At 65.9% G+C, this 22619-nt stretch carries 14 protein-coding genes; 3 read left to right on the top strand and 11 right to left on the bottom strand.

Features of this window, described 5'->3' with window-relative positions; translation table 11 throughout:
• Positions 1 to 214: 214 nt before the first annotated feature.
• The 6 genes from GE253_RS12045 to GE253_RS12020 all read right to left on the bottom strand — a co-directional run bounded on the left by GE253_RS12045 (position 215) and on the right by GE253_RS12020 (position 7436).
• Entirely contained in the window at positions 215 to 3379 is a 3165-nt protein-coding gene (locus GE253_RS12045; RefSeq protein ID WP_153204351.1) for a multidrug efflux RND transporter permease subunit, read from the bottom strand.
• Positions 3376 to 4545, bottom strand: a complete 1170-nt coding sequence (locus GE253_RS12040; protein ID WP_153204350.1) for an efflux RND transporter periplasmic adaptor subunit — start codon at positions 4543 to 4545, stop codon at positions 3376 to 3378. Before GE253_RS12040 ends, GE253_RS12045 begins: the two co-directional genes overlap by 4 nt.
• 277 nt (positions 4546 to 4822) lie before the next feature.
• On the bottom strand, positions 4823 to 5890 hold the full coding sequence (locus tag GE253_RS12035; RefSeq protein WP_153204349.1) for a 5-(carboxyamino)imidazole ribonucleotide synthase: 1068 nt from the start codon (positions 5888 to 5890) through the stop codon (positions 4823 to 4825).
• 25 nt (positions 5891 to 5915) lie between these two features.
• Positions 5916 to 6383 (bottom strand): 5-(carboxyamino)imidazole ribonucleotide mutase, encoded by a 468-nt coding sequence (gene purE / locus GE253_RS12030; RefSeq protein WP_153204436.1) that lies wholly within the window; start codon positions 6381 to 6383, stop codon positions 5916 to 5918.
• A gap of 163 nt (positions 6384 to 6546) precedes the next feature.
• Entirely contained in the window at positions 6547 to 6747 is a 201-nt protein-coding gene (locus GE253_RS12025; protein ID WP_089287350.1) for a DUF465 domain-containing protein, read from the bottom strand.
• 128 nt (positions 6748 to 6875) lie between these two features.
• Positions 6876 to 7436: a GNAT family N-acetyltransferase gene (locus tag GE253_RS12020; RefSeq protein ID WP_153204348.1), complete on the bottom strand. Its 561-nt coding sequence runs from the start codon at positions 7434 to 7436 to the stop codon at positions 6876 to 6878.
• Positions 7437 to 7605: 169 nt separating this feature from the next.
• On the opposite strand from GE253_RS12020, the gene GE253_RS12015 reads away from it, so the two are divergent.
• Entirely contained in the window at positions 7606 to 7896 is a 291-nt protein-coding gene (locus GE253_RS12015; RefSeq protein WP_153204347.1) for an acylphosphatase, read from the top strand.
• Positions 7897 to 7917: 21 nt separating this feature from the next.
• Here the strand turns inward: GE253_RS12015 and GE253_RS12010 are convergent, their stop codons facing one another.
• The 3 genes from GE253_RS12010 to glp all read right to left on the bottom strand — a co-directional run bounded on the left by GE253_RS12010 (position 7918) and on the right by glp (position 10378).
• Positions 7918 to 8163: a hypothetical protein gene (locus tag GE253_RS12010; RefSeq protein WP_153204346.1), complete on the bottom strand. Its 246-nt coding sequence runs from the start codon at positions 8161 to 8163 to the stop codon at positions 7918 to 7920.
• Between the two features lie 117 nt (positions 8164 to 8280).
• A complete protein-coding gene (gene lexA / locus GE253_RS12005) occupies positions 8281 to 9006 on the bottom strand; it encodes a transcriptional repressor LexA (RefSeq protein ID WP_153204345.1) in 726 nt (241 codons plus the stop codon).
• A 172-nt stretch (positions 9007 to 9178) separates the two neighbouring features.
• On the bottom strand, positions 9179 to 10378 hold the full coding sequence (gene glp, locus GE253_RS12000) for a gephyrin-like molybdotransferase Glp (protein ID WP_153204344.1): 1200 nt from the start codon (positions 10376 to 10378) through the stop codon (positions 9179 to 9181).
• A 192-nt stretch (positions 10379 to 10570) separates the two neighbouring features.
• On the opposite strand from glp, the gene GE253_RS11995 reads away from it, so the two are divergent.
• Both GE253_RS11995 and GE253_RS11990 read left to right on the top strand, forming a co-directional pair.
• A complete protein-coding gene (locus GE253_RS11995) occupies positions 10571 to 11689 on the top strand; it encodes a hypothetical protein (protein WP_153204343.1) in 1119 nt (372 codons plus the stop codon).
• The gene (locus tag GE253_RS11990) at positions 11682 to 12206 is read left to right on the top strand and encodes a hypothetical protein (RefSeq protein ID WP_153204342.1); all 525 of its coding nucleotides are present in this window, start codon (positions 11682 to 11684) and stop codon (positions 12204 to 12206) included. The genes GE253_RS11995 and GE253_RS11990 overlap by 8 nt, the downstream gene beginning before the upstream one ends.
• Positions 12207 to 12227: 21 nt before the next feature.
• Here the strand turns inward: GE253_RS11990 and GE253_RS11985 are convergent, their stop codons facing one another.
• Both GE253_RS11985 and GE253_RS11980 read right to left on the bottom strand, forming a co-directional pair.
• Positions 12228 to 15239, bottom strand: coding sequence for a CHAT domain-containing tetratricopeptide repeat protein (locus GE253_RS11985; protein ID WP_153204341.1), 3012 nt, complete (start codon positions 15237 to 15239; stop codon positions 12228 to 12230).
• Between the two features lies 1 nt (position 15240).
• Positions 15241 to 22617 carry an MBG domain-containing protein gene (locus tag GE253_RS11980; protein WP_173012607.1) on the bottom strand — a complete coding sequence of 2459 codons (7377 nt, stop codon included), beginning with the start codon at positions 22615 to 22617 and terminating at the stop codon, positions 15241 to 15243.
• Positions 22618 to 22619 lie beyond the last annotated feature (2 nt).

Genomic DNA, 22619 nt, shown 5'->3' with positions numbered 1-22619 from the left:
AAAGCGGGGGTCCAGGGGCCACAGGGGCCGAGCCGTCGGCTCTTGGCTCCCCCTGGATCCCCGCTTTGGCGGGGAAAGCAATGTTTTGCAAGCCCCCGGTCGCAGTCCCTTAAGGCACCCTGGTCAGGCTGAAGGTTTTTGAGACTCCAGCAAAGAAGGCGGCAGCCCACCCGGACTGCCGCCTTCTTTACATCCAGCCCCAAGGTGCAGCGGGTTACCCCGCCGCCACCTCCCGCGCCGACCGGCCCAGCACCAGCCGGCGGATCAGCACATAGAAAACCGGCGTGAACAGCAGGCCGAAGAAGGTGACGCCCAACATGCCGAAGAACACGGTGGTGCCCAGGCTCTGCCGCATCTCCGCCCCCGCCCCGGTGGCGATCATCAAGGGCAGCACGCCCAGGATGAAGGCGAAGGAGGTCATCAGGATCGGCCGCAGACGCAGGCGGCAGGCCTCGATCACCGCGTCATAGCGGTCTTTGCCCTCCGCCTCCAACTGACGGGCGAACTCCACGATCAGGATGGCGTTTTTCGAGGCCAGGCCCACCAGCACCACAAAACCGATCTGCGACAGGATGTTGTTATCCATCCCCCGCATCATCAGCCCCGCCACCGCCGACAGCAGGCACATCGGCACGATCAGCAGGATGGTGAAGGGCAAGGACCAGCTTTCATACTGCGCCGCCAGCACCAGGAAGACGAAGAAGACGCAGAGCGGGAAGATGTAGAGGGCGGAATTGCCCGCCATCTTTTCCTGATAGGACAGGTCGGTCCAGGCGGCGGCAAAGCCGGGCGGCAGGTTTTCCGCCGCCACCTTGTCCATCGCCTGGATGGCCGAACCGGAACTGAAGCCCGGCAACGTATTGCCCTGCAGCTCCGCCGCCGGGAACAGGTTGTAGCGCAGCACCCGGTCAGGCCCGGTGACAAACCGGGCATCAATGAAGGAGCCCAGTTGCACCATGTCGCCCTTGCTGTTGCGGGTCTGCAACCGGCCGATCTGTTCCGGGTCCAGCCGGTGCTGCCAATCCGCCTGCGCCACCACCTGGAAGGTGCGGCCGAACAGGTTGGTATCATTCACGTAGGATGAGCCCAGATAGACAGAGAGGGTCTGGAACACCGCATTCATCGGCACATTCAGCATCTGCGCCTTCACCCGGTCGACATCCAGGTAAAGCTGCGGTGCCTTGGCGCTGAAGGGAGAGAAGACGCTGGACAGGCCCTGCACCTTGTTGCCGGCCATGGCCACCGCCCACGCGGCGTCTTCCAGCGCTGCCGGCCCGGCATTGGCCCTGTCCAGGATACGCATGGTGAAGCCGCCGGCCGTGCCCAGCCCGCGCACCGGCGGCGGAGGTACGACCACCAGCCGTGCCTCCGGCACCGCCATCAGCCGCTTTTGCAGGTTCTGGATCACCACATTGGCGGTCAGCCCTTGCGGCAACCGTTCCTCGAACGGCAGCAGCGGCGTGAAGATGGCACCGGCATTGGCGGCGATGGTGCGGGTGGCACCGGAGAAGCCGGAGAACTGCACCGTATGGCCCACGCCCGGCGTCTCCCGCGCGATGCGGGATGCCTCCTGCACCACCTTGTCGGTATTGGCCAGCGATGCCCCTTCCGGCAACTGCACCACAACGATGACATAGCCCTGGTCCAGTTGCGGAATGAAGCCCGGCGGCACGCGGGTGAACAGGAAGCCGGCCCCAGCGATCAGCAGCACATAAAGCCCCACCATCACCAGCGGCACCCGCGTCACCCCACCGACCATCCGGCCATAGCGGTCGGACATCCGGTCAAAGCCCCGGTTGAAGGCATTGAAGAACCGGTCAGTCAGGCCGGAAACCAGGGCCAGCCGGCCCCGTGCCTCCGCATGGCCCGTCGTGTGGGATTTCAACAGCAGGGCGCACAAAGCCGGCGAAAGGGTGAGGGAATTGAAGGCGGAAATGATCGTCGCCACGGCGATGGTCACCGCGAACTGGCGATAGAACTGACCCTGGATACCATCGATGAAGGCGGTGGGGATGAACACGGCCGACAGCACCAGCGCGATGGAGACGAGCGCGCCCCCCACCTCATCCATGGTGATGCGGGCCGCTTCCAGCGGGGAATGGCCCAGCCCCAGATTACGCTCCACATTCTCCACCACCACGATGGCATCATCGACGACGATACCCACCGCCAGCACCAACCCGAACAGGGTCAGGTTATTGATGGTGAAGCCCAAGGCCGCCATCACGGCAAAGGTGCCGATCAGCGAGACCGGAATGGCCACCACGGGAATGATGGTGGCCCGCCAGCGCTGCAGGAAGACCAGCACCACCAGCACCACCAGGGCCACCGCCTCGCCAATGGTTTTCACCAGCTCATGCACGGATTCGCCAATGAAGGTGGTGGTGTCATAGACGATGCGATATTCCAGGCCGGGCGGGAAATCCCGGCTCAGCGCCGCAATCTCCTTCTTGATATTGGCGGCCGTTTCGAGCGCGTTGGAGCCGGGCAACTGGGAGACGGCCAGCGCCACGGCCGGCTTGCCATCCAGATAGGAATTGCGCACGTAATCGCGCGCGCCCAGTTCCACCCGCGCCACATCCTTCAGGCGGACGATACGGCCATCGGCGCCGGATTTGACGATGATATTCTCAAATTCCTGCGGCTGGGTCAGCCGGCCCTGCAGGGTGATATTATACTGGTAATCGCGCGGCACGGCCACGGGCGGGGCACCCAGCTGGCCGCCGGCCACCTGCACATTCTGCGCCTGTACCGCCGCCAGCACCTCTGGCGCGGTCATGCCCAGTGAGGCGATCTTCTGCGGGTCCAGCCAGAGGCGCATGGAATAATCGCGCGCGCCGAACATGGAAATATCACCGACGCCGGCCACCCGGCTCAGCGCATCCTTCACCCGCAGCAGGCCGTAATTGGAGATATAGAGCTGGTCATAAGTATCGTCCGGCGAGATCAGGTGGATCACCAGCATCAGGTCGGGCGAGTTCTTGCGGGTAACGATGCCGTTGCGCCGCACCTCTTCCGGCAGGCGCGGTTCCGCCACCGCCACCCGGTTCTGCACCAGCACCTGGGCCTGATCCAGATTGGTGCCCAGCTTGAAGGTGACGGTCAGGTTCATCTGCCCGTCGGAGGTGGATTGGGAGGACATGTAGAGCATCCCCTCCACCCCATTCACCTCCTGCTCGATCGGGGCGGCGACGGTGGCGGCCACCGTCTCGGCATTGGCGCCGGGATATGTCGCCCGCACCGTCACCGTGGGCGGCACCACTTCGGGATATTGCGAGACGGGCAGGCCAAGATAGGCGATGCTGCCGACAGCCACGATGAGAATGGAAATCACCATGGCGAAGATCGGCCGGTCGATGAAGAAACGGCCGATCTTCATGGCTTGGCCCCCGCCTCACCAGCCTGCAATGGCTTTTCCACCGGCGCCACGGTGGCACCGGGGCGCACGCGCAGCAGGCCGGCGGTGACAATGCGCTCATTGGCGGCCAGCCCCTCGCGCACCACGCGCAATCCGTCGATCAGAGGTCCCAGCGTGACCGGGCGCATCACCACCTTGTTATCGGCCCCCACCACCATCACATAGCGGCGGTTCTGATCGGTGCCGATAGCGCTGTCAGGCACCAGCAGCCCCTGATAATCACTGCGCCCGGCCAGCCGCAAGCGGCCGAACATGCCCGGCGTCAGCACACCATCGGCATTGTCGAACACGGCGCGGGCACGGATGGTGCCGGTGCTGTCATCAATCCGGTTATCGATGAAATCCAGCTTGCCCTGGTGAACGTAACCAGCCTCATCCGGCAGGGCCAGTTGCACCGGATGCTGCACCACCCGGCCAGACTGCCGCTCGCCCGACTGGCTCAGCCGCTGATAGCGCAGATATGACGCCTGATCGGCATCGAAATAGAAATAGATCGGGTCCAGCGAGACGACGGTGGTCAGCAGCGTCGATTCCGCCGACCCGCCGCTGACCAGATTGCCCACCGAGACACGGTGGTTAGAGACGCGGCCGGTGACGGGCGCGCGCACCTGGGTGAATTCCAGGTTCAACGCTGCGGCCCGCTGCTCTGCCTCCGCCGCCAGCAGGCTGGCCTGGGCCGCCTGCAGCATTTGCGACCGGGTATCCAGCACCGATTGGGAAACCGCCTGCGTCTGGCGCAGATCGCGCGCCCGGTTCAATTCCCGGTCCGCCAGCGTCACCTGGGATTTGGCCTGCGCTACGGCCGCCTGGGCACCGTCCAGCGCCGCCTGATAGGGGCGCGGATCAATAATGAACAGCAGGTCGCCCTTGTTCACCAGATCGCCATCGCGGAAATTGACGGAGGTGAGATAGCCGCTGACCCGCGCCCGGATCTCCACCCCCTCAACGGCGGTGAAGCGGCCGGTATATTCATCCCATTCATGGATGTTCTTCTGCAGCGGCTGGCTGACCACCACCTGCGGGGCGGCGGGTGCCGCGCCCTGCCCCGTCTCATTCTTTCCACAGCCGGCCAGCGCCAACACGCCCGCCACGCCCATAGCCACGGCAAGCAGCTTGCCCCTGCACATGGATCAATCCCCTGACTTTTCCGAAGTTGGGGAAGAATGACAGGTTATGTGTTGAACGACTTTCCGAATCTTGTCATGGCAGCGGCAAATTCCAGCAAGGCTGCCATTTTTCCGTCGGGAAACAATGTGTGCGCCCCATCACAGACGGGACGCCATTCATGTTGCAGCGCACACCGTTCATTAAACCCGCCAGTCAGCCCTGGATTCAGGAAAAATCTCTTGAAAAACAATGACTGGAAAGCAAACGGCCCGCCGGGAGGGGCGGGCCGTGGCAGCATTAGGCGGGACGGGTCACATGGCCCATCTTGCGGCCGGGCGTGGCCTCCCCCTTGCCATAAAGGTGCAGCCGCGCCCCCGGTTCGGCCACCAGGGAAGGCCAGGTATCGGCATCACTGCCGATCAGATTGGTCATGACACAGGGTGCAAGCAGCCGGGTGGAGCCAAGCGGCAGGCCGCAGACAGCCCGCACCAACTGTTCAAACTGGCTGGTCTCCGCAAACTCGATGGTCCAATGACCGGAATTATGCGGACGCGGGGCCATTTCATTGACCAGCACCCGGCCATCACGGGTGACAAACATCTCCACCGCCAGCAGACCGACAACACCCAGCGCCCCGGTCAGGGCCAGTGCCATCCGTGTTGCCTCCGCCGCCACGTCATCGCTGACATTGGCGGGCACGGTGCTGGTATCCAGGATGCCGCCCTTATGCCGGTTTTCCACCACCGGATAGGCTGCCATCTGCCCATCATGGCCGCGCGCCACAATGACGGAGACCTCGCAGGCGAAATCGACAAAACCTTCCAGCACCGCCATATCCGTACCCAGGGCGGCCCAGGCGGCCGCCAGATCCGTATCGGCGGCAATCCGCACCTGACCCTTGCCGTCATAGCCCATGCGGTTGGATTTCAAGATGGCCGGCGTCCCCAGTTCCGCCACCGCCTGTTTCAGGGCCGCGGCACTGTCCACGGCGCGAAACGGGGCGGTGCCCAGGCCCAGACCATTGGCGAAACTCTTTTCCGCCAGCCGTTCCTGCGCCACCGCCAGCACGGCGGCACCGGGATGCACGGCGACATGGCGGGAGAGGAATTCCACCGTCTCCGTCGGCACATTTTCCCATTCCAGGGTGACGACGGCCACATCGTCGGCAAAGCGCGACAGGGCGCGGCGGTCGTGCCATCCGGCCTGGGTGTGGCTGGCCACCACCTGACCACAGGAACTGTCCATGCCCTCCGGTGCGAAGACATGCACCTTATAGCCCAGGCGGGCAGCGGCCAGCGCCGTCATACGGCCCAACTGGCCAGCACCGAGCATACCGATGACGGAGCCGGGGGGAATCATCGTCATATGGGGGCCCTCAGGAAAGCCGGGATCAAACGGGATCATCGACCGGAATATCGGCAACGCTATCGGTCTGGCGCGCACGCCACGCCGTCAGCCGTGCATCCAGGTCCGGGTCGGACAAGGCCAGGATGGACGCCGCCATCAGGCCGGCATTGATGGCCCCGGCCTTGCCGATTGCCAGCGTGCCCACCGGCACGCCGCCCGGCATCTGCACGATGGAAAGCAAACTGTCCTGCCCCTTCAGCGCGTGGCTTTCCACCGGCACGCCCAGCACGGGCAGCGTGGTCATGGACGCCGCCATGCCCGGCAGATGAGCGGCGCCGCCGGCACCGGCGATGATCACCTTCACCCCGCGCCCCTTGGCGCTGGTAGCATAATCATAAAGCCGCTGCGGGGTTCGGTGGGCCGAAACGATGCGCGCCTCAAACGCCACACCGAGATCGGCCAGCACATTGGCGGCATGTTTCATCGTGGCCCAGTCAGACTGGCTGCCCATGATGATGCCAACGGGCACCTTGGCATCGGCGGAAGAGATGTTGCTGGGCAAGGTACCGGCTCCCTAATCACCGATCGGGTCTTGGAAGCGGCGGATTATAGGCAGCAGCGGGTTCGAAACAACCGCCGGACATGCAACGCCGCCCGGCAGAAAAGCGGGGAAATCAGGCAATAATATCGGGCACCAGCTGGCTTTCCAGCCGGGCAATCAAATCCTTCAACAAAAGCTTGCGCTTCTTCAGCCGCTGGATCTGCAACTGATCCAGGGGAGCCTGACCGGCCAGACGCTGGATGATATCGTCCAGGTCACGATGCTCCATACGGAGCGTCGCCAGCTTCTCCTTCAGCGCATGTTGCTCGTTCATCGGGTTCCGCGTCGCACGTCATTCTCAGGCGATCCAGCGCCCGGCCGACTGCATATCACAAAACGTCGCGCGGGTGGTGAACGCAATTTCAAAACGGGAGCCTTGACCAGAGCGGCGGCCGGACAGGGTCATGAACCGACATGTGGATCGGCCGACATGCGGGCCAGCGGCAGCAGATCGGTCCAGCCATAGGCCACCTCTGACAGGCGCTGGCCGGCAAAGCTGATCGGCTGCTCGGCCAGCAGCACCCCGCCCATCCGTTCATAAAAGAACCGGCTGGGATTGTCGCGCAGCACCCAGACCACAGCCGTATGCAATCCGGCCCCCAGCAGATCCTGCGCCATCGCCCCCAGCAGGCGCCGGCCCCAACCGCGCCCATGCACATGATCGGCCAGATAGACAGCGTAGAATTCCCCGCCATAGCCGGCAAGGCTGGTGCGCTGCGGCCCGCAGGAGGCGAAACCGACAATCCCCTGCCCCTCCCCCTGCACCACATAGGTACGCCGCGCCCGCACGCCCGACGAAAGCAAGGCCCGCCAGCGGCGCGCATGGGTATCGACGGAAAGGCCGATCAGATATTCATCCGGCAACATGCCGGCATAGGTCGACCGCCAGCTATCGACATGAACAGCCGCGATACCGGCGGCATCGGCCGGCTGGGCGGGACGGATCAGCGGCGTTGTGGCCATGGGCGGACCTCCGGGCAAGCCAGACCAAGAGCCCATGCTGCCCCAGATTCGGCCGTCTGACCAGCCCCGGCAGCAAGTCCCAGGACAGCGGCCGGCCGCTTTGGCGCATTGACAAGTGCGGCCGGGTGCGGCTGGATTGGCACAACAAAGCGAGACGAGAGAAACTAAGATGATAATTGAGGAACGCCGCGCCGTGCATCTGCGCATCACCGGCAAGGTGCAGGGTGTCTGGTACCGCGGCTGGACCGTGGAACAGGCGCGGTTACGCCAGTTGGATGGCTGGGTGCGCAATCGCAACGATGGCAGTGTGGAAGCCGTGCTGGCCGGCCAGGGGTCGGATATCGACGCCATGCTGGATGCCTGCTGGCAGGGCCCGCCATCGGCCAAGGTGATCAATGTCCAGGTGACAGAGGCCGACGATCCCGGCCATATCGGCTTCGACCAACAGTCTGACGTCTGAGTGAGCGGTACCTGACAGCGCTTATTGATCGCCGGCCAGACAGCCATGTTCCACCGATTGCGCCGCCAGTTCCTGGAACTGGGCCAGATAGCGCCCATCCGTGGCGATATTGGGGTCACGGATTGTATCGGCATTCAGCTGCCGCATCTGACTGTTGATCCGGTCGCAGGGGCTGGTGCAGGCACCAAGCCCCAGCAAGGCGGCGCCCAGTACCAACGGGCCAGGGCGCAGAAGACGGAAAGAGCGAGAAAAAAGGCGGTGCATCATCACACGCTTCTGACAAAGGGGAAGAATTCAGGCTGACCCTGAACCCACCCCCCGGCCAAAGCGCGGCCGCATGGTGACGGGATTGCGGCAGAAAGCCCCGTCACCCCCACTCGATCATCAATAACGGCGGATCAAACCGACCAGCCGGCCCTGCACATTCACCCGATCCGCGCCAAAAACGCGGGTTTCATAGGAGGGATTGGCGGGTTCCAGCGCAATGGAGTTACCCTTACGGCGCAGCCGCTTCAGCGTCACTTCCTGCTCATCCACCAAAGCCACCACGATGGTGCCATTCTCTGCCATGTCGCAGCGCTGGATGATTACCGTATCCCCATCCAGAATGCCGGCCTCCACCATGCTGTCGCCAGCTACTTCCAGCGCATAATGGTCGCCGGTGGCCAGCAGGGTGGCCGGCACTTCGATGCTGGCGGAACTGTCACGCATCGCCTCAATCGGCAAGCCGGCGGCAATCCGGCCATAGAGCGGTAGCGACACCGCCTCCGCATCATTGCCATTGGCGGAGCGGCCGGGCAGCGCACCCCGGAAATCACCCCGGATGACATTGGGCTTGAACTTGGGTTCCACCGCCACGGCGGCGGCTGACGCCTTGACCGCGCGGGGAAGCGGCGGTTCGGGCAGGCGCAGCACCTCCAGCGCGCGGGCACGATGCGGCAGGCGGCGGATGAACCCCCGTTCCTCCAGCCCGGTGATCAGGCGATGGATGCCGGATTTGGATTTCAGCCCCAGCGCATCCTTCATTTCATCGAAAGAGGGGGAGACGCCGCCTTCATTCAGCTTCTCATTGATGAAGATCAGCAATTCCTGTTGCTTGCGCGTCAGCATCGTTACCCCTCGCCGCTTTCCGGATGCCCTGAACGGTTTCCCGTTAAACTCCCGCAATCATATAGAACAATCCCGGAACGTCAACCGGATGTTCCGCCTTGGTTCCGATTTCTTGCAAACGTTGGCATCGGGATGCGGCGGGGAGCGGGATTTCGCGTTAAGCGATCGGTGGTTACAACGCCTCCAGCGGCATGATCCGCACCGTGTCGCCTGCGGCCACGGGCGGGGCGTGGGGATCGCGCAGAATCAGGCAGTCGGCCCAGGCCAGCCGGCTCAACATGCCGCTATCCTGTTTCGGGAAGGGGGTGGCGACCTCCCGGCCCTGATCATCGCGGGACAGCTTGGCGCGGATGAAATCCGCCCGGCTGTCATTGGCCCCCAGCGCGCCGCCGGTCAGCGCGTCGCGCGTTTCATCCGCCGTCGGTAGCCCCTGCATGGCCAGCAGCAGCGGGCGCAGGAACAGCCAGGCGCAGACCAGAGCGGAGACGGGATTGCCCGGCAGGCCCAGCATGGGCACGCCCTTGATGCGGCCGAACATCAACGGCTTGCCGGGCCGCATGGCGATTTTCCAGAAATCCAGCTCCAGCCCCGCACTGCCCAGCACGGGGCGCACCAGATCATGCTCCCCCACCGAGGCGCCGCCGATGGTCACCAGCAGGTCGGTGCCGCCGGCGGCGGCCGCCAATTCCGCCAGACTGTCGCGGTTGTCGCCGGCAATGCCCAGATCCACCGCCTCCCCGCCCAATTGCCGCACCAGGGCGCAGAGCGCCAGGGAATTGGAGCTGACAATCTGGCCCGGTGCCAACGTGTCGCCGGGCATCACCACCTCATCCCCCGTAGCGAGGATGGAAACGCGGGGACGGCGGCGCACTTTCAGCCAGGGCACATTCATGGAGGCCGCCAGCGCCAGATCGCGCACGGTCAGCCGCCGCCCGGCGGGCACGCCCACATCACCGATGCTGAAATCCTGCCCCGCCGGGCGCACCCAGCGGCCGGGCCCACCACCATCTTGCAGAGTGACGGTGGCGCCGTGATCGTCAGCATCCTCCTGCACCACCACCGTATCGGCACCATTGGGCAACGCCCCGCCGGTGAAGATACGCACCGCCTGCCCCGGCCCCACCGTGCCGGTAAAGGGCCGGCCGGCCGGTGCCTCCCCGATACGGGCCAGGGTAGCCGGGAGCGTGGCGATATCCGCCGTGCGCACGGCCCAACCATCCATGGCGGAAACAGCCGTCGGCGGATGGGTGACCCGCGCCACCACATCGGCCGCCAGTACCCGCCCCAGCCCCTGGGTCAGCGGCACCTGCTCCGCCGGCAGTGGTTCGACATAGGCCAGGATGCGGGCGCGGGCTTCGGAAAGGGGGATCAAGCGGCGGCTCCCTGGATCGCTGGCTGAGTGATATCGATGGCATAAATCAAAGGCGTCAGACCGGCAAGCCGGCGCGCCGTCGCCGCCACCGCATTACCCCCGTTGGGGTCGGGGTTAAGCCGCAAGGTTGCTTTACCGTCGATGCGCGGTTGGGGAACACTTCCCCCGCGCAATGGCGGGCGGATTTTCCCCATGGATGGCCAGACAGCAACGGTGGAGAGCGGCAGTTTCGTCGGCCTGTTCCTGCTGGAACTGCCCGATGACTGGTGGGTGCCGGACGGCTATGGGCTGATCCCCAACGGCACCGTGCCGCTGCATGTGACGGCACCGGACGGGCTGGAAACCAGCCTTTACGCCGATCCCAGCTATCAGCCGCCGGCGGAACGGCTGCGCTCCATCGCTGAGGTGATTGCCCAGGAGATCGGGCCGCTTTCCAGCGTTTCCGGTTTCGGGGGCGAGACAAGGCGAAGCTTCGGGCTGGACCGGCCCGACCTGCTGGGCACGGTCAACCGGGTGGCCACGGCCCCGATCAATGCGGCGGCCTACCTGTTCGATCTGGCCGCCTATGGCATCCAGGCCAGCATCATCGGCGGGACGGAGATGGCGGCCCGGCAGGGCTGGATCGAACGGGCCAGCCTGGGGCGATCCCAGCGCGAGACGCTGGGCATGGTGGAGTTCCTGGCGGCGGAAACCGGTGTGCGGGGTGGACGCCTGTCGCCGCGCGCCGAAGCCGCCGTCACCCGCCTGGCCAGCACCGCCCGCTTCGCCCGCGACACGCTCTCCCCCCTGGTGATGCGGCTGGAACGCGGCACCGGGCTGGCCCGGCCCCGGACGTTCCAAGTGGTGGAACTGGTGGAAGCCAGGGAGGTGGGCACCGCCGCCGGGCTGTCGCAGAAAGAGGTGTTCCGGCACAATGTTAGGGAGGGAATAAAATGGGAAAAAATACAGTCGGCTCGTTACCAATTCACACAAATTTATGTCGTCCGGCGAACCGGCAAGGGATACTACATTTTAGATGCTATTGATACAGGGCCCAGTGGAGGTCCCGTATCAATGAAGTTCTCTCAGTTAGCTGATATCAAAATCGAATCTGCATTGGCGAAGATATCTGAGGCCAAGCTAAAATATGCACCGGGGACAGAGATCGCCAATGTAAAGTCACGACCTCGACTTCTTCAACAAACAAAGCTGACTGGACAGCTCTGGCTGGAAGTGCCAAAGCAAAATAAAAAAATACCCGAGAAAATACTAAAAGCAGCTCGAAAGGCTTCCATCAAAATACGAGACACAGAGGGAAATGTCTATGAGTGATCCGGCATTCAACCCACACCTACACGCCCATCTTAACGCATTGTTATCTGCATCAGGTTTTCCATTTAAATATGCTGATTTATGTAGAAAATACTCAAAAAGCAGCGAAATTGACGTTGACCCGAAGTTAGATTTTAAAAAATTATATGATATTTTTAAAAAAAATGACCCCACTGCAAAACAATTTAAACGTTGGCGTATGATAGAGTTTGGGAGCGAAGAAATTGGCGGCTGGGTATGGACAGGTTCTTTGGTTGTAAAAAAATATGATATACTTGACCCCATGCTAGACAGTGTTCGCGTGGATAGAACAGAGGGTATTGGATCCGTCTGGATAGGATTGGCAAGAGACGCGAATAAACTTTTGCCAGAAGATCAGCGTTTACCGGAAATGGCGATGGTGCGACCGGAATATGACGGCACCATGGAATGCATGGAACGTATGGTGCCGGACCTGATCGCTCTTTTCAGTGAGATGAAGGAGATCATCCGTCACGGCTGGTCGAACCAACCGTAACGCGTACAGACCAACACCCCCTCACCGCACCGGCACCAGCCCATCCCCGATCAGGGTGAAGGCGGCCCAGAAGAAGGGATGGCCGGTGCCGGGACTGGCGGCCAGCCGCATCTGGGCCGTCGCCAGCGCCGCTGCCGCATCGCCACCCGCCGCCGGCAGGCCGGCGAAACTGTCGGTCATCAGGGCCACGGTGGGCTTTGACGGCACCTGCCAATGCGTCACCAGCAGGTTGCGGGCCCCGGCGAAGAAGAAGGCCTCGGCCAGACCGGACAGGGATTCCCCGCCCAACTGGCCCCCACCCGCCGTATTGCAGGCCGACAGCACCACCAGTTCAGCATTCAGCCGCAGGGTCGCCACGTCCGATGCCGTCAACAACCCGTCATCCGCCGGATCGGGGTTGGCGCTGGTGGGCGGGGCCAGAGCCAATCCGGGCTCGGCCTGACAGCGCAGTTCCCCCGGCAGCAGCCCGTGGGTGGCGAAATAGAGCACCCGGTAATCGGACAGGCTGGCCCGGCGCAGCGCCGCCTTGGTGACGGCCGCCCCGGTCAGCAGCGCATCGGGCGTTGCCCCCAGCCCCTGGCCGATCTGGCGGATTTCATCCGCCGTTTCCGGCAGCGGGGCGAGGCTGCGCAGCAGGGCCGGATCGACGGCCCCGCCGGTGCGGCATTCCTTGGCCAGGGCCGCCATGCCATCGGCACGGCCCACCGCCCCCTGGAAGGGCGGTGCGGCGAACCCGATGAAGGGCTTTTGCGCCGTGGAGCGGCTGGCCAGCCGGCGCAGCGACAGGAAGGCCGGAACCGATGGCGCCACCGCAATGGCCCGCCCCCGCGCCAACCACGCCGCCCCGGCGTAATCCCCCGCCGCCGCCGGTGCCGTCACCAGCAGGGCCGGCGGCAGGCTGAGCAGCGGGCCACCCGGCACCAGATCCAGCCGCCGCACCCCGGCCATTTCCGCCGCCACCGGGCCGTAAAGCGCCTGATACAGCCCATGCGCCGCCGCCAGATCGAACGGCAGCAGCCCACCGTCACGCGGCACAAAGACCCGGCGCAGCCCCTGCACCTGCCGGGTCAGCTCCGCCCGCGATAATTCCACCGCATAGGCCGTCACCCCCTGGGGCCGCACCAGAAAGCCAAAGCCGCCCTGATCGGCAAAGGCGAACAGCGACAGCGCCTCCTCTTCCCGCAGGGCGGCGGCCACCTCTGCCCCGGTGGGCGTGGTGAAGCGGGTCAGGCGGTTATAATCGGGGAAGCGGCTGGCCAGCGCCTGATCGGCGGCATCGGCCCGGCGGCCGGCCGCCTCCAGCTCTGTGCGCAGGGATTGTTCACGCGCGGGTGAGCGCTGGCCATCCGGCTTGGCGGTTTCCGCCGCCAGATCCAGCCGCAGCCGGTCGCGCTGGCGGGCGGCTTCCTGCTGGCTGCGCACCGCCTCGGCCGCTGCCGGGTCACTGGTGGCAAAACGCGCGGCGGCGCGGCCAATGGTCTGGCCCACCGCCCCTTCGCGCACCAACTGCACCGCCTGGAACATGGCGGCGTGCAGGGCCGCTGCCTCTGCCGGTTTGGCCTTCGCCACCGCCAGGGATGCCCGCAGATAAGGGGCGATGCGGTCCAGCGGCAATTGGGCTGGCGGCTGGTCGGCACTGCGGATGATGGTAAAGGCCGCCTCGAAACTGACCAGGGCCACCTCGTTCAGCCCGGCCTCTGCCGCCACCCGGCCGCGTTCCAGCAACAGGCTGGCGACGGGCCAGCCTTCGCCGAACAAAGCGCGGCTGGCCGCCGTCGCAGCCGCCAGCTTTTCCAGCCCTTCCCGCGTGCGCCCGGCCATGGCATCAGCCATGCCCTGCTGGGCCAGCAGACGCGGCTGCCACCAGGAGGGCAGACCCGGCGTGCGGTCGAAAATGCGCCGCGCCTCCGCACTGGCCGCTTCCGCCAGCGGGGCCTGACGCAGGCGGATGCCGATGGCGGCCTCCAGCACCAGACTATGGATCAGTTCGGCGCGCGCCGCCGTCAGATTGCCCAGCACGGCGCGGTTCAGGCCGGTGGGGTCATCGCCCTCCAGCTCCGCCACGCGCTGGCGGCGGGCGGCACTGGCGGCCTTGGCCAGGACCAGGGCGGTTTCCGGCCGCCCGGCCGCCAGCGCGTGATAACCGCGATAGGCCGACAATCGCGCCCGCAAGGCCGGATCGAACGACCGCTGGATCAGCGCTTCGGCCCGGTCGAACAGGCCATCCGCCTCCTCATTGCGGCCCTGGTTGCTCACCTCCAGCGCCAGGGCCATCAGCGTGTCGCCAAGGCCCGGCGCGTCCGGCCCCAGGATGCGGGTCTGCATGGCCAGCGCCCGGCGATATGATGCCTCAGCCGCCGCGAAATTCTCCAGGCTGTTGGCCAGCCGGCCCTGGCGGCGGTCGCCATCGAAACGGGTGACCTCCCCCTTGCCAAAGGACCGCTCACCCAGCCCCAAGGCCGCCGTCAGCACCGGGGCGGGGGCGGGCTTGCCGGCTGCCATGGCGATGGCGGCCAGGAAAGGATCGGCCATGGCCGGGATGCCATCGGCCTGATAAAGCCGTCCCTCCAGCGCCAGCACCAGCGACAGATGCGGCCAGCCCCCTTCACGGAGCTGGCAATTCTGCACCATCGCCTCGCCCAAGGGCGTGGGCAGCCATTGCGGTTCCTGGCAACTGGCCTTCAGCGCCAACTGGCTGGCCCAGTCGCTGCGGTCGGACAGGCGGCGCAGATCATCGCGCCCCACCGGCAGGGCGGCGGCGGGGCGGGACCAGAGCTGACCCCCGGCCTCCCCCTCCTCCCCGCAGGCAATGTCCCAGACCTGGGTGCCACCGGCCAGCGGCGGCAAGGCGGTGGCGCGGCATTGCCGGCCGCCGGCATCGGTACCGGCCGGCACGCCGGCGCCGCCGCTGGACGCGGCGGGGCCGTTTGTCCCGGCTGTCAGCGGTACAGCTCCCGGCCCGGCGCATCCGGCCAGCACCAGCGGCAGCAGGGCGCCCAGCGCCAGCATCCAATCCTTCATCTGCCGCTGCATCTTACCAGCCCTGCCCCATCACCGGATAATTCTGGTCCAACCCCGGCGTGCCCGTCACCGGAACCGGCGGCGGTACAGTCTGCCGCACCAGCAGGCCGGGGATCAGCACCTGCGGCGCCGTCACCCGGTCATTCACACTGCCGCTGACAGGGGCGGAACCGGTCGGGGCCGCCGCCTCGGCAAGGCGGTCCGCCGGAGCGTCACTCTGGTTCGCCGGCTGGCCGCCAGCGGCAGCGGGGCTTTCGCCACCGGTGCCGCCGTTGCTGGCGGGTGGATTGCCCGGCTGCAGGACCGCCGCCACGGTGCCGCCACCACCAGGCACCCCGGCATTGGCGACGGCTGGCAGGGGCGGCGGCACATTGCTGATGGCATTCACCTGGGTGACCGGCACCAGCGAGGCGATCGGCCCCGGCAGCTGCCCGGCGGGGGGGGCTGTCACCGTCAACGTCCCCTCCTGATAGGCGATCGTATAATTGGCCGCCACCGCCCCGCTGGCGGTAATGCGGTACGACCCCAGATCGGACAGGCTGGTGGCTGGGGTCGCCACGCCCAACCCGCTGACGATGCCGGCACTGTCATTATTGACGAAGCCGTCATAGATCACGGTGAAAGCGGGGTTCGCCGCCCCCCGTACCCGGCTGGCATCCGCCACCCGGATGGTCAGCGCGGCCGGGATGACCGTCAAGGTACCGGATTGCAGGCTGATCGTATAGTTCGCGGCCGTCGCCCCCGACAGGTTGATCCGATAGGCCCCGACATTGGAAGCCGGCGTGGCATCGGTACTGATCGTCAAGCCACTGACCACTGACGCCGTGTCACCATTCACCAAACCATCATAGCGCGCCGTGAAGGCGGGGTTCGCCGCGCCATAGGTCCGGCTGGCATCGTTGGCACGGATGGTCAAGGCCGCCGGGGTGATATTCAACGCACCCGCCTGATAGCTGATCGTATAGTTTGCCGCCGTCGCACCCGAACCGGTGATGGCGTAGCTACCCACACCCGATGCCGCCGTCGCGCGGGTCGCCAGCGCCAAGCCGCTGACCACCGAGGCCGTGTCACCATTCACCAACCCATCATAGCGCGCCGTAAAGGCGGGGTTCGCCGCGCCATAGGTCCGGCTGGCATCATTGGCCCGGATGGTCAGAGCCGCCGGGGTGATGCCCAGCGCTCCAGCCTGATAGCTGATCGTATAGTTTGCCGCCGTCGCACCCGAACCGGTGATAGCATAGCTGCCCACGCCTGACGAAGCCGTCGAGCTGGTTGCCAGCGTCAAGCCGCTGACCACCGAGGCCGTGTCACCATTCACCAAACCATCATAGCGCGCCGTAAAGGCGGGGTTCGCCGCGCCATAGGTCCGGCTGGCATCATTGGCCCGGATGGTCAAGGCCGCAGGGGTGATGCTCAGCGCACCAGCTTGATAGCTGATTGTGTAATTCGCCGCCGTCGCACCCGAACCGGTGATGGCGTAGCTGCCCACGCCCGACGCCGGCGTCGCGCTGGTTGCCAGCGTCAGGCCACTGACCACCGAGGCCGTGTCACCGTTCACCAACCCATCATAGCGCGCCGTGAAGGCGGGGTTCGCCGCGCCATAGGCGCGGCTGGCGTCATTGGCACGGATGGTCAAGGCCGCCGAGGTGACGCCCAGCGCTCCAGCCTGATAGCTGATCGTGTAATTCGCCGCCGTGGCGCCCGAGCCGGTGATGGCGTAACTCCCCACGCCCGACGACGCCGTGGCACCCGTCGCCAGCGTCAGCCCACTGACCACCAAGGCCGTGTCGCCATTCACCAAACCATCATAGCGCGCCGTGAAAGCGGGGTTCGCCGCGCCATAGGGCCGGCTGGCATCGTTAGCCCGGATGGTCAAGGCGGCCGGGGTGATGCTGAGCGCACCCGCCTGATAGCTGATCGTGTAATTCGCCGCCGTGGCGCCCGAGCCGGTGATGGCGTAACTCCCCACGCCCGACGCGGCCGTCGCACCGGTCGCCAGCGTCAGGCCGCTGACCACTGACGCCGTGTCTCCATTCACCAAACCATCGTAGCGCGCCGTGAAAGCCGGGTTCGCCGCGCCATAGCTCCGGCTGGCATCGTTGGCACGGATGGTCAAGGCCGCCGGGGTGATGCTGAGCGCCCCAGCCTGATAGCTGATCGTGTAGTTCGACGCCGTCGCACCCGAACCGGTGATGGCATAGCTGCCCACACCCGATGCAGCCGTCGCACCCGTCGCCAGCGTCAACCCACTGACCACCGAAGCCGTGTCACCATTCACCAACCCCTCATACCGCGCCGTGAAGGCCGGGTTCGCCGCCCCATAGGCGCGACTGGCATCGTTGGCCTGGATAATCAAGGCCGCAGGCGTGATGCTCAGCGCACCAGCTTGATAGCTGATCGTGTAATTCGATGCCGTGGCACCCGAACCGGTGATGGCGTAACTGCCCACGCCTGACGAAGCCGTTGCGTTCGTCGCCAGGGTTAGGCCGCTGACCACAGAGGCCGTGTCGCCATTCACCAACCCGTCATAGCGCGCCGTGAAGGCCGGGTTCGCCGCCCCATAGGCGCGACTGGCATCATTGGCGCGGATGGTCAAGGCAGCCGGCGTGATGCTCAAGGCACCAGCCTGATAGCTGATGCTGTAATTCGCCGCCGTCGCTCCCGAACCGGTGATGGCGTAGCTGCCCACGCCTGACGCTGCCGTCGCGCTGGTTGCCAGCGTCAGGCCGCTGACAACCGAGGCCGTGTCACCGTTCACCAACCCATCATAGCGGGCCGTGAAAGCAGGGTTCGCCGCGCCATAGGTCCGGCTGGCGTCATTGGCCCGGATGGTCAAGGCCGCAGGCGTGATGCTCAGCGCACCAGCTTGATAGCTGATCGTGTAATTTGATGCCGTGGCACCCGAACCGGTGATGGCGTAACTGCCCACGCCTGACGAAGCCGTTGCGCTCGTCGCCAGGGTTAGGCCGCTGACCACAGAGGCCGTGTCGCCATTCACCAACCCGTCATAGCGCGCCGTGAAGGCCGGGTTCGCCGCCCCATAGGCGCGACTGGCATCATTGGCGCGGATGGTCAAGGCAGCCGGCGTGATGCTCAAGGCACCAGCCTGATAGCTGATGCTGTAATTCGCCGCCGTCGCTCCCGAACCGGTGATGGCATAGCTGCCCACACCCGACGACGCCGTCGCGCTGGTCGCCAGCGTCAACCCACTGACCACCGACGCCGTGTCGCCATTCACCAACCCCTCATACCGCGCCGTGAAAGCAGGGTTCGCCGCGCCATAGGCGCGACTGGCATCGTTGGCCTGGATAATCAAGGCCGCAGGCGTGATGCTCAGCGCCCCCGCCTCATAGCTGATCGTGTAATTCGCCGCCGTCGCACCCGAACCGGTGATGGCGTAGCTGCCAACACCCGACGAAGCCGTCGCGCTGGTTGCCAGCGTCAAGCCGCTGACCACCGAGGCCGTGTCACCATTCACCAACCCATCATAGCGCGCCGTGAAGGCGGAGTTCGCCGCGCCATAGGTCCGGCTGGCATCATTGGCGCGGATCATCAAAGCCGCCGGGGTGATGCTCAGCGCTCCAGCCTGATAGCTGATCGTGTAATTCGCCGCCGTGGCACCCGAACCGGTGATGGCGTAGCTACCCACGCCCGACGCGGCCGTGGCACTGGTCGCCAGCGTCAGGCCGCCGACCACCGACGCCGTATCCCCATTTACCAGCCCATCATAGCGCGCCGTGAAAGCCGGGTTGGCCGCGCCATAGGTCCGGCTGGCATCGTTGGCGGTGATCGCAAGGGCCGCCGGATTGATTGTCAGCGTGCCGGTGGCATAGCTGAAATCATAGCCCTTGCTGTTGGCCAGCGTGCCCTGGCTGATGCTGATCGTATAGGTGCCCACCCCCGACGCGGCGGTGGCACTGGTGCCCAGCAGGGCCGCCCCGCTGATGGTATTGTCCAGCGTGTCCCCCGCCTCAAACCCGGTGACCGTATAGGTGAAGGCGGGATTGGCGGCACCATAGGCGCGTGTAAAGCCATTGGCAGTGACGGTCAGGGTGCCGCTGGCGGCATAAAGCACGAGATTGCCGCTCTGTGTCACGCCGGAGGGCGGATGATCGGCATAGGAGCGGCCGCGCAGCACGGTGCCCGACAGCGTGCCCAGATCGGCCGTGGCGGCAGAGCGGGAATAGATCAGCCAGCGGCCACCGGCCGTCAAGCTGGCCGTGTCGTCGGCCTTGAAATCGCGGGTGCTGGCCAGGATGATATCATGCCCGGCCCCGCTGTTGCGCAGCGTCGCCGCCGCCCCCAGGATCAGGTCAACCCCATCGGCCAGCAGTTGCAGGGTGCCGGCCCCGGCATCCACATCCCCCACCGTCAGGGTGCTGGTGCTGCGGATATCCACCCCGCTGCCGGCCTTGATCGTGCCCAGTTCGCTGATCCGGTTGGCCCCGGTCAGTGACAGGCTGCCCACCGCATCGGCATTCAGCACCCCGACCGTCAGCACGCTGGAGCCGGTCTGGCTGATGCCGCCGCCATTCAGGCTGAGGCTGTTTTCACCGGCATCCACGGCGCCCGACAGGATGATCCGGCCATCGGCCCCATCCATGCGCAGCCTTGTGCGGCCGGTCAGGGCTACATCGCCGACACGCAGTTCCCCCGAACCCTCCAGCTGCCCGATGGTCCGCTGGGTGAAGCTGCTGGAAATGGCCGCCATCTCAGCCGCCGAAACATGCAGGGAACCGGTGACCCCATCCCCCAGCCCGATACTGTCCGCGCTGTCCCGCGTGGCAATGGCGATGGTGCCAGCGCCCAGAATGGCGGCCCCGCCGCTGATGGCCAGATCGCGCAATTCCAGCGACAGCGTGGCATCCGACCCCGCCTGCCCCAGCACCGCGCCATTGCCCAGCCACAGGCCGATGCCCTTTTCACCATGGGCATCGGCGGTGGCGGCACTGTCACCATCGGCGATGATGGTCAGTTCCGATCCGCTGGTGCCGGCGATCAGGGCCCCATCCACCACCACACCCAGGCTGTCGGCACCGGAGGAACCGGTCCCGGCTGTGCCGCCGGTGCCGTTCAGCACCAGCCGGCCGCCATTGATGGTCAGGCGGGTGGCCGCCCCCTGGATCCGCACCCCATCATTGCCGCCATCGTCGCTATCTTCCGGCCCGGCCAGGTCGGTGGTCCCGCCGCTGCCGGTCAAGCGCATGGCTCCCGTGGCGACCGACAGGGCCGCCCCGTCGGCAATGACGATGCCGCTATTATCGCCCTGCCCCCGGCCGACGCTATCGGTGGCGGTGCCGCGCAGGCTCAAGCCGCCGCTCCCCGTGATGGAAAGGCGGGTGCTCGCCCCGCTGACCAGCACGCCATAGCTGCCGCCACCGGTCCCGGATGCCTCCCCATAAAGGCTGATATAGCCGTCGCCGGCGCTGAGCACGCTGCCATTGGTGATGGCGATGCCGTGATTGCCGCCGGAAGCACCGAAATCGCTGCCACGACCGCGCAGGGTGATTTCCCCCTGATCGATGCTGATGGAACTGTTGGACAGGGTGATACCGGCCGCATCGCTGGCCGTGCCGGTGGCGCTGTAGATTTCCAGCAGGCTGGTCGTATCCAGCCCCGGCCCGCCGGACAGGATGACCCAGCCATGATCGGCATGGATGTTGGTATCGGTCAGCACGATGGCGCCCTGGCCGCCGCTATGATGGCCGGCAACCAGGGTGATATCGCCGCTGCTGGTGCGGATATCGGCACCAGTCAGCCGCATGGTGCCGCCGGCGGCGACCACAATATCACCGGCACCGCTGCTCAGCTTGAAGGCCCCGTCGATATTGCCGCGCGCGTCCAGGGTGATGCGGCCGCTGCCGCTGGTGGTGAGCTGGGTGCCGCTGGTCAGGAACTTGATGCTGCCTTCCGCCGCCCCACTGTCCAGACCCGCCTTCAGCGACAGGGAGACATCGGGCAGCATGGTGACGCCGCCCGCCGCCAGATCGCGGATGATGATATTATTGTCGGCTTCCAGATAGACAATGCTGGCGCTGCTGGCCGCCAGGGTTTCCACCGAAACGCCCAGATCGGCGGCCCCGATCCCCGACAGGTCGGCCAGATCGTCAATGATGATATCGGTCGGGTCCAACAGCAGCGTGCCGCCCTTGCCCGCCAGGGCCGCCAGCGAGACCGCACCGGTCAGCCGCACCCCACCCTTGGACGACACCTCAACAAAGCCGCCATCACCGCCGGCCGTCCCGCCCTGGGCGGAAATCGCCCCTTCCGCCTTGGTCGCTTTGCGTGACCAGAGCGTGATGCGGCCGCCATCGCCCTGTGCCTTGGCATCGGCGCTGATCTGGCTGGCCGCATCCATGGCGACGGTCTGCGCCAGCCGGTCCCCCTTGGGCGAACCGCCGATGGCAACGGTGCCGCCGCCCGACGCGCCATCGGCGGACAGGCTGGCAGCGGTCAGCGCGATGGCCCCGCCATCCACCCGGATGCCGCCGCCCTGGCCGCTGGCGGCAGAGGCATCCACCCGGCCCGACAGTTCCACCGAGACGCCATCATCACCAGCGATGATGATGCGGCCGCCGCGTTCCTGTACCGTTTGGGCCTGGACGGTCCCGCTGCTGTTGATCACGCCGGCCATGGCATCGCGCCCGCCGCGTGCCGTCAACAGCACGGTCCCGCCATCGGCACCCAGATGGCCCTGGTTCAGCACCTGGCCAGCGGCACTGCCGGCCGGCACGGCAAAGCTCAACAGCCCATCGCCGGCCAGATCCAGGGTGAAGCTTTCCGCACCGGACAGCACCACATGGCCCAGCCGCGCCTCCACCACGCCCCTATTCTGCACAATGCCGGCGGCCAGGGCGGCATAGCCACCCTCCGCCACCTGGATCACGCCCTGGTTGACGATGCGGGACAGGCTGTCGGCCAGCTCAATCCGCACCGAGCCGCCGGCCAGGAAGGATTGCTCATCCAGCCGGCCCGTGCTGGCCAGAAAGCCGGCGGCATTGATCTGCGCTGTGCTGCCGAAGAAAATCCCCGCCTCATTCAGCAGGAAGACCTGACCATTGGCCGACAGGGTGCCATCGAACCGCGTCGCCGCCCCGCCGGTGACGCGGTTGACCAGCAGGGAACTGCTGCCCGGCTGATTGACCTGCACCTGCTGCCCGGCCGCCGTATCAAAGCGCGACCAGTTGACCAGGGCCCGGTCGCTGGACTGGTTGATGATGGTCTGGGCGCCGTTGGTTTCGATTCCCACCTTGCCCGACACCACGCTGGCCCCTGTCGGGGCAAGGGCCGGGGCCTGCTGCGCCTGGGCCTGCAAGGCCAGCGCGCTGACACCCGACAGCAGCATGAACAGCGGCAAGGCACGGGGGGAAAAGGCATTTTTGCGGGGCACGG

Origin of the sequence: Niveispirillum sp. SYP-B3756 (assembly GCF_009495745.1) — a bacterium.
Classification (GTDB): domain Bacteria; phylum Pseudomonadota; class Alphaproteobacteria; order Azospirillales; family Azospirillaceae; genus Niveispirillum.
Note: the sequence above shows the minus strand (reverse complement) of the source record. Positions and strands in the feature narration are given on the sequence as shown.